General features: G+C 70.9%; 5 protein-coding genes. 2 read left to right on the top strand and 3 right to left on the bottom strand.

Annotation, left to right across the window (positions count from 1 at the left end; all coding sequences use genetic code 11):
• Positions 1 to 110 precede the first annotated feature (110 nt).
• Positions 111 to 1,019, top strand: coding sequence for an alpha/beta fold hydrolase (locus D7Y13_RS33880; protein ID WP_244222409.1), 909 nt, complete (start codon positions 111 to 113; stop codon positions 1,017 to 1,019).
• A 71-nt stretch (positions 1,020 to 1,090) separates the two neighbouring features.
• Positions 1,091 to 1,900, top strand: coding sequence for a bifunctional hydroxymethylpyrimidine kinase/phosphomethylpyrimidine kinase (thiD, locus tag D7Y13_RS33875; protein ID WP_120585400.1), 810 nt, complete (start codon positions 1,091 to 1,093; stop codon positions 1,898 to 1,900).
• Between the two features lie 380 nt (positions 1,901 to 2,280).
• Here thiD and D7Y13_RS33870 read toward each other — a convergent pair whose 3' ends face one another.
• The 3 genes from D7Y13_RS33870 to D7Y13_RS33860 form a co-directional block, all read right to left on the bottom strand.
• Positions 2,281 to 5,853 (bottom strand): DEAD/DEAH box helicase, encoded by a 3,573-nt coding sequence (locus D7Y13_RS33870; RefSeq protein ID WP_120585401.1) that lies wholly within the window; start codon positions 5,851 to 5,853, stop codon positions 2,281 to 2,283.
• Positions 5,854 to 5,869: 16 nt separating this feature from the next.
• Positions 5,870 to 7,603, bottom strand: coding sequence for an N-acetylmuramoyl-L-alanine amidase (locus D7Y13_RS33865; protein ID WP_120585403.1), 1,734 nt, complete (start codon positions 7,601 to 7,603; stop codon positions 5,870 to 5,872).
• A 125-nt stretch (positions 7,604 to 7,728) separates the two neighbouring features.
• Positions 7,729 to 8,356: DUF3592 domain-containing protein (locus D7Y13_RS33860; protein WP_120630902.1), on the bottom strand; the 628-nt coding region annotated here is incomplete at its 5' end.

Genomic DNA, 8,356 nt, shown 5'->3' with positions numbered 1-8,356 from the left:
CCCCCTCTCCCCGGAAGACGACGGAGCCGCTGGCGGCCACGAAGCCCGCGCCCCACCAGCCCGCCTTCCAGAAGTCCTCCTTCGAGTCCTCCCCGGCCCAGCGGAACACCGTGGCCCCGCAGGCGGCCGCGAAGCAGGCGGGAACCCAGGGGCTGCTGGGCGGCGTCATCGACGCGGTGGTGGGTGGCATCAAGGACATCCCCCGCTTCGTCGAGATGGGCATGGGCGTCTTCGAGGCCACCACGGTGCGCGAGGTCACCAGCCTCTTCGGCGGCCCGAAGCCGGACCGCGCGCAGGACGGCATGTTCGTGGGCGCGGGCGGCAAGACGCTGCCCTCCAGCACGAAGCTGGGCGACGTTCCGGGCGTCACGCCGAAGAACAACCCGAACCCCGACAAGACGATCCTCTACGTCAATGGCATCATGACGACGACGCCGGGGCAGGTGAACGAGATGCAGGCGCTGGCGGACTCGTCCGGCGCGAAGGTGGTGGGCATCCACAACGCGACGGAAGGGCTGGTGAAGGACCTGGCCCAGTGCGTGACGGACAAGCTGGACAAGGGCAAGAACCCCGCCGTGGACACGCTGGCGGACACGCTCTACTCGGAGCTGAAGGCCGGCCGCGACGTGCACCTGGTGGGCTACAGCCAGGGCGGCCTCATCACCGCTCGCGCGCTCAACGACGTGGCGAAGCGGCTGCGCATCGAAGACGGGCTGTCCCCCGCGCAGGTCGAGGCGAAGATGGGCCACCTGAGCGTGGAGACCTTCGGCGCCGCGTCCACGACGTACCCGGACGGCCCCAAGTACGTGCACTACGTCAACAACGCGGACCCCGTGCCCACGCTCACCGGCCTGGGCGGCTCCGTGGATCCGCTGGCCTTCATCAAGGACGCGGGCAAGGGCGCGGTGGTGCACCGCTTCACCGACGGCAACGCGAACCCCATCAGCAACCACATGCTGGACACGCTGTACCTCAAGCACCGCGTGGGCTTCGAGCAGGCGCGCCAGGGCCAGTTCTGAGGCCCTGAAGCACGCAGGCGCGCGCTACTTCCGGGACGCGAAGCGGGCGGGCCCCGGTAGGATGCCGCGCCATGACGCCCTTCCCTGTCCCCATCGCCCTCACCATCGCCGGCTCGGACAGCGGCGGTGGCGCGGGGATCCAGGCGGACCTCCGCACCTTCTCCTTCCACCGGGTCCACGGCACCAGCGCGCTCACCGCCATCACCGCGCAGAACACGCGCGGGGTGACCCGCGTGGACCTGCTACCGCCCGAGTCCGTCACCGCGCAGGTGTCCGCCGTGGCGTCGGACATGCGCGTGGACGCGGTCAAGGTGGGCATGCTGGCCCACCGGGGCATCATCGAGGCCGTAGCGGACCAGCTGGGCCTGCTCCCCATGGGGCCCGTGGTGGTGGATCCCGTGATGGTGTCGCGCGCGGGCTCGCAGCTCATCGACGACGCGGCGGTGGCGGCGCTGCGGGCGCGGATGCTGCCTGTGTCCGCGATCCTCACGCCCAACCGCCATGAGGCGCGGCTGCTCGCGGGAATGGACATCGAAACGCTGGAGGACATGCGCGAGGCGGCCCGGCGCATCCACGCGCTGGGCCCCCGTGCCGTGCTGGTGAAGGGCGGCGGCATGCAGGGCGCGCTGCGAGGCACCGACGTGTGGTTCGACGGCAAGCACCTGGAGACGCTCGCCATCGAGCCCGTGGAGACGCCGAACACGCACGGGACGGGGTGCACGTTGTCCGCGGCGATCGCCGCGCGGCTCGCCCTGGGCAGCGCGCCGCTGGAGGCCGTGAGGCTCGCGAAGGAGTACGTCACGGCCGCGCTGCGCTACCCGCTCGCCGTGGGCCACGGGAACGGCCCCATCGGGCACTTCTTCCCCCTGAACCCGTCGTGAAACATCAAATATCACGCATATCAATGCAATCAATTGCATCCGGGCATCCTCTGTCTGGATTTATTGAACAATGATTGATACATATTCAGTATTTGATATGTCTTGGTGTTGGTGCCGACTCACTGATAATCCGATCATGTAGGCATTGCTGATCCGACGCGCGGATTGACGCAACTTTCCCTACATCATGGATCGCCTGCGCGCCCACCACACGTCCGCACCTGATCGTCCTTGCATGTAGGCATGCGCGATCAGAACCCCAGGACTGCTCGACCGTTCAGTCCAAGGGCCGCGCAAAACTACCTCAATGTTTGTTCAGTGCCGGTTCAGGTGTGCGAAGGCCCCGGGAAAAACCCAGGGAAGCCTCCTCCGGAACCGGCTCAGTGCTTGGACGCGTCGGACTCGACGTCGATGGTCGGCAGTCGCTGCGCGAGCAGCCCCAGCAGCTGCTGCGTCGACAGGCGCCCGGCCGCATCCTTGCCCTCCAGGACGCCGGCCACGAGGGCGCGCTTGTGCTCATGGAGCGCGAGCATCTGCTCCTCGATGGTCCCACGAGCCACCAGCCGGTACACAGTCACGGGCCGCTGCTGCCCGATGCGGTGGGCGCGGTCGGACGCCTGGTCCTCCACGGCCGGGTTCCACCACGGGTCCAGGTGGATGACGCTGGTGGCGGCCGTCAGGTTGAGGCCGAAGCCTCCCGCCTTGAGGGAGATCAGGAACAGGGGTGCGTCGCCCTCCTGGAAGGCGCGCACGCGGTCGGCCCGCGCTCCGGCGGGCGTCTGCCCGTCCAGGTATTCGTAGGCGATGCCCTGTGCGTCCAGCACCTCGCGCACCAGCGCCAAGTGTGACGTGAACTGGCTGAACACGAGTGCACGGTGTCCCTCCTCGCGCAGCTCCTGGATGAGCTCCATGAAGCGCTCCAGCTTGGAGGACTCCAGCTTGGACACCGGGTCGTACAGCCGGGGGTGGGACGCGAGCAGCCGCAGCCGCGTCAGCGCGGCCAGCACCTCGATGCGCCGCTCCTGCTCCTTCAGTTTCGGCTTGCGCGTCTCCAGGTCCGACAGGGCCGCCAGCCGCGCGTCCTCGTAGAGCGTCCACTCCGGCGCGGACAGGACGACGGGCACGTGCACGTCGGTGCGCGGCGGAAGCTGGGCCTCCACCTGCGCCTTGGTGCGACGCAGGAGGAACGGCTGGAGCACCCGGGCCAGCGCGGGCGCGGCGGTGGGATCCACCTGACGTTCAATCGGCGCGGCGAAGCGGGCGCGGAACGCCTCCAGGCTGCCCAGCAGCCCCGGGAAGACGACGGCGAAGAGCGCCCACAGCTCGCCCAGGTTGTTCTCCAGGGGCGTGCCGGACAGCGCGAACTTGAAGTCCCCCTGGAGCGCCCGGGCCGCGCGGAAGCGGTGCGTGGCCGCGTTCTTCAGCGTCTGGGCCTCGTCGAAGACGATGGTGGCGAAGCGCTGCGCGGCCAGCCGCTCCACGTCGCGCGTGAGCAGGCCGTAGCTGAGCACCAGCACGTCGCGAGGGCCCAGCCGCTCCAGCGTGCCGCCCCGGTCCTCCGTCTCGGAGAAGAGCGTCACCTTGAGCGAGGGAGCGAAGCGCTTCGCCTCGTCCCGCCAGTTGAAGGCCACCGACGTGGGCGCCAGCACCAGCGCGGGGCCCAGCTTCGCGCGCTCCAGCAGCACCGCCAGCGCCTGCACCGTCTTGCCCAGGCCCATGTCGTCCGCGAGCACCCCGCCCGCGTTCCACGACGCCAGCCGCGTGAGCCAGCGGAAACCCTCGTGCTGGTAGTCGCGCAGCTCCGTCTTGAGCGACGCCGGCACCTTGGGCTTCAGCTCCTTCGCCGCGAAGATGCGCTCCACCAGCGTCTTCCAGGACGCATCGGCGTCGATGTCCGCGCCCGCGGAGCCCAGCCCCGCCAGGGCCTCCGCAGCGGACGGGCCCACCTCCAGCCCGTGGCGGGACGCGTAGGTGTGATCCGACAGCTTCTCCAGGTGTTCGCGCAGCGCCGCTTCGATCTCCACCCAGGTGTTCGCGTCCACCTGGACGAAGCGCTCCTTGCGCCGGGCGGCGTCCAGCAGGCGCGCCAGCTCCACCCGCTCGCCTTCCACCGCCAGCCCGCCCAGCACACCGAACCAGTCGCGCTTGCGCTGGAGCACGACCTTCAGGTCCTGCGCGCCCCGCTTCTCCACGAGCCGCATGGAGGGGCCCACCCACTCCAGCTCCGGCCGGGGCTCGAAGTCCGCGCACACGGCCAGCACCGCCAGCCCGCCCTGCGCGCTGTGGAAGAGGAAGCAGAACGGCTGGTCCTGCGGCTCCGCCGAGTGCAAGGGCAACTGGGCCTGGAGCGCCGAGGCCGCCGCCAGCTCCCGCCCGAAGTCGCGCACCGCGTGGAAGGACGCCGTGCCGCGCCGAACGTGCACGTCGCGCGGCCCTTCACCGGGCAGGAACGAGGGCCCGTCCGGTAGCGGACGCAGGCGCAACTCCAGACGCACCCCGCCCCCGGGCTGTCCCTCCAACCGGAGCACCGGATGCTGCCCGGGCGCCACGGATTCTCCCATCACGCTGCGGGGCATGGCCACCGGCAGGCGCATGGAGAACTTGGAGAGCTGCTCCAACAGCGGGCCGTGACTCTCCGGGGGGAACGCGTTGCCGTGGCGCAGCAGCACCGTGGTGAGCGCGCGCACCTCCGGGCTCACGTCCAGCACGGTGAGCAGGCGCGCCCCCTCATCCCAGAGGAACACCGCCTCCTCCGGCCGCGACTTGCGCACGCGCTCCAGCATCGCCGCCGGCAGCGCGGTGCCATCCACGCCTGCGTTCACCACGACGGTGCCGCCCCGGTCCTCGGCGACGAGCCCCACCTTCTGGCGCTCGATGCGCACGAGCAGGTCCGGATCCAGCCCCTCCAGGTAGATGCGCGGATGGTCGATGAGCTCGAACAATAGCGCGCGTGACGCCGGGGCCTCGTTGTCCGCCATCAGCGCGGCGATGCGCGAATCCGACGCGGTGAGCTGCGAGCCGTACTCCTGCAACAGCTTGCGCCGGCCCAGCTTCGCGCCCAGCGTGCGCTGGCCCTTCTTCGTGCGCCGGTGCACGTAGGGCGAGACCTCCACGCCGTACCCGTCGATGACGTCCACGCGCCAGGAGATCTCCACCCCGCCCGAACCACCGGGGCTCTCCTCCACCGCCCGCTCCAGCGCGCGAAGTGTCCGCGCCCACGGGGGCCGCACCAGCTCCTCCAGCGTCTCGCCGAAGGCTTCCGTAAAGCGCTGTCGCAACCAGAGCAGCGTGGTGTCCACCGCCGCCAACTGGTGCACGCAGAATGTCGCGCCGCACGAACACTCCACCGTGAGCGCCGAGGGACTGAACGTCAGCCGCGCGTCCGGCAGGATGAAGACACTGGGCGCCGGGCCCACCGGCAGCTCGGAGATGCGCGTCTCCTTGAGGCGGAAGCCCGGCGGCTCCGGCTCCTCCACCAGCGCGTCCAGCGACAGCGCGCGCGCCGGGCGCGGCGCCACGCCCGGCGGCACCAGGGCCCGCCACGCGATCAGCATCCCGTGGACCGGGTGTGTACGCGGATCAGCGGGAGGCGCCAGGCGCTCGGCCAGCGAGGCGCGCGCTTCGGCTGCGCCTGCCCGCTCCTCCTCCACGTAGCGCCAGGCAAGCTTGGGCAGCAGATCCCTCATGCGCGGCGTGGGCAGCATCTCCGCCGTCCACCGGTCGAGCGAGTCCGTGGCCAGCAGCTCCACCAGCCGGCGGCGGGAGATGACCGCGCGCACCTGCGGCAGGTACGCGGCCTCCACGCGCGGGGTGAGCAACGCGAGGCTCAGGCGGGAGACGTGCTCCAGGCCCTCCGCCCGCAGCCACGCGCGCAGGTCCGCTTCCGTCTGGAACGGGGGCGCATTCGGGTCCTGCGACGGACGGGGGACGGACGGGGGAGACTGCTCGGCCATGGTGACGACGCGAGCGTCAGTCTACCTTGGCCACGCGGCGGCGGTCTCCGAGGAACTCTTCCACTCCCAGCACGATGTTCTTCGCCACTTCGTCCTGGTAGCGCTCGGACGCCAGGCGCTTCTCGTCCTCCACGTGCGACAGGAAGGACGTCTCCACCAGGATGGCCGGCATCTTCGCGCCCAGGAGCACGTAGAACAGCGCCTCCTTGTGGCCCAGGTCCTTGATGCCGTCGTACTTCGTGGACAGGCCCGTCACCAGGCTGTGCTGCACGGACTTCGCCAGCCGCGACGACTCCTCGGTGTTCGCCTTCGTGGCCAGGTCCGCCAGGATGAACTGCAGGTCGCTGATGCCCTTCTCGGAGGACGCGTTCTCCCGAGCGGCCAGACGGATGGAGTAGCGGTCCGCGGACGTGTTGAGCGTGTACGTCTCGATGCCGCGCAGCTTGTGCGTCGCCGCCGAGTTGCAGTGCACCGAGATGAACAGGTCCCCGTGCGCCTCGTTCGCCAGCTTCGCGCGGTCCTCCAGGCGGATGAAGGTGTCGTCGTCGCGGGTGAGCACCACCTCCAGGCCCTTCTCGCGCAGGCCGTCCGCGACCTTCCGGGAGATGGCCAGCGCGACCTCCTTCTCCTTCGTGCCTTCCTTGCCCACCGCGCCCGAGTCGTGCCCGCCATGGCCCGGATCGATGACCACGCGGCGCACCTTGAGCCCCAGCTGCTCCGCCAGCGTCAGCTCCGCGTTGCGCGACTGCCTCGCCACCGCCTTGAGCCGGGCCTGCGCCACCTGCGCATCCACCGGCGCCGTCACCGGACGCGGGGCCTCCGGCATGGGCGACACCGTCACCGCGCGAGGAGGCTTCGACGCGACGACCTCCGGCTCGGCCTGCTTCGACTCCGGCCGGGACGCGGGCTCGGCGTGGGTGTCCGGCTTCACCACGGGCTGGAGCACGGTGCCACGCATGGAGGCCACGGTCTCGGGGCCCTTGGACTCCGGGGCCTTCACGTCGGCGGGAGCCTTCGCGGCGTCCTTCGCCTCCATGGCCTTGTCCGCGACGGTGGGCGCATCCGCGATGACCACCGCGGGCTCCTTCGTGGGGACGCTGGCGGGGGCCGTCGGCTCCACGCGAGTCTGCGCGGACGACGGCTCGCGGGCGAGCTTGGTGATGGCATCCACCAGGGCGGAGCGATCCTGCGCCGAGGCCTCGGCGACGGCGGTGCCCTGGGGGGACCGGGTCGGAGGCAGCGGCTTCACGGTCGGCTTCGCGGAGGGCGCCTTGTTGGACGGCGGCAGCGAGGCGAGCAGCGCCTTGAGCTCCTTGCCCTGGTCGCCCTTGGGGTTGGTGGCCAGCGACTCGGTGAGGACCTTGCGCGCGGCGTCCGGCTTGTCCAGGCGGTTGACGTGGATGCGCGCCAGCGCCAGCGCCGCGTCATCCGCCAGCCGGTGCTTGGGGTGCGCCTCCAGCAGCTTCGAGTAATCGCTGATGGCGGACTGGAGGTCCCCCTCCACGAACGAGATGCGGCTCAGCTCCTGGAGCAGATCGCCCGCGGTGAAGAGGGCATCCGGGGCGCGGTCGCTCTTGGGGTAGTGGCTGGCCACGGCCTCGAAGCGGTGCACCACGTTGAGCCAGTGGTGGCGCAGCTTGCGGCGGGACGCGTCGTCCTTGAGGGCGTAGTAGGCGCGGCGGGCCTGCTGGTACGCCTCCTCGGCCTCGTTGCGCTTGCTGGCCCCGACGGCGTTCGGCGCCATGAGCATCAGCACGGGCAGCACGAGGTGGGAGAAGCGTACGCGCACGAAGGCCTCCAGACGTTGCAGAGCTACAGGCGTGTGTCACACGGCGCCTGGAGCCCGGCAACTTTTCGGCCCTGCCTGGGCGTGCTTCAGCGCACCCAGCCCAGCTGACGCGCCAGCTCTTCGTCGATGACCCGACACCACCCGGGCTCGCTCGGGACGACGGCCGCCAGCACCTTGCCGCCATTGCGCACGGGGGCGCGCTGGGGGCGGCAGCGTGCCCGCACGGGTTGTTTCACGTCCTGGCGGAAGTAGTGCGCGGGGAACTCCGCCTCGCCCTTGCCTTCCGGCAGAGAGCCGTCGTCCGGGGTGAGCCACACCAGCGCGCCCAGGCGCAGGGGCACCACCTCCTTGCGCCACAGCCGGCGCACCTCCCAGCCGAAGCCCGCGGCGGCCACCAGCGCGCCCAGGGCCATGCCCCAGGGCAGCCAGCCCATGCGGGACGCCCGCGCGCGAGCATGGGCGGCCTCGCGAGGCATCCCCGGGTGCTCCGGATCCACCAGCAGCATCACCTGCGAGCCGTGCCCCATGCCCGCCGCGAAGTCCGCGCGGGTGCGAACGCCCGACACGGAGTGCTCCACGTCCGCGAACGTGTAGAGGACATCCAGCGTGCCCTCCGCGTCCTCGCGATCCGACGCAGGCGGGACATGGCTGCGGGCCACCAGCGCCGCCACCTCCTCCGCGCGGGCCGCGAAGCGCTGCTCCTCCACGAAGAAG

Origin of the sequence: Corallococcus praedator, assembly GCF_003612125.1 — a bacterium.
Classification (GTDB): Bacteria; Myxococcota; Myxococcia; order Myxococcales; family Myxococcaceae; genus Corallococcus; species Corallococcus praedator.
Note: the sequence above shows the minus strand (reverse complement) of the source record. Positions and strands in the feature narration are given on the sequence as shown.

Coding starts and splice junctions, on each gene's coding strand:
- thiD (WP_120585400.1), top strand. CDS start 1,091: ATGACGCCCTTCCCTGTCCCCATCGCCCTCACCATCGCCGGCTCGGAC.
- D7Y13_RS33870 (WP_120585401.1), bottom strand. CDS start 5,853: ATGGCCGAGCAGTCTCCCCCGTCCGTCCCCCGTCCGTCGCAGGACCCG.
- D7Y13_RS33865 (WP_120585403.1), bottom strand. CDS start 7,603: ATGCTCATGGCGCCGAACGCCGTCGGGGCCAGCAAGCGCAACGAGGCC.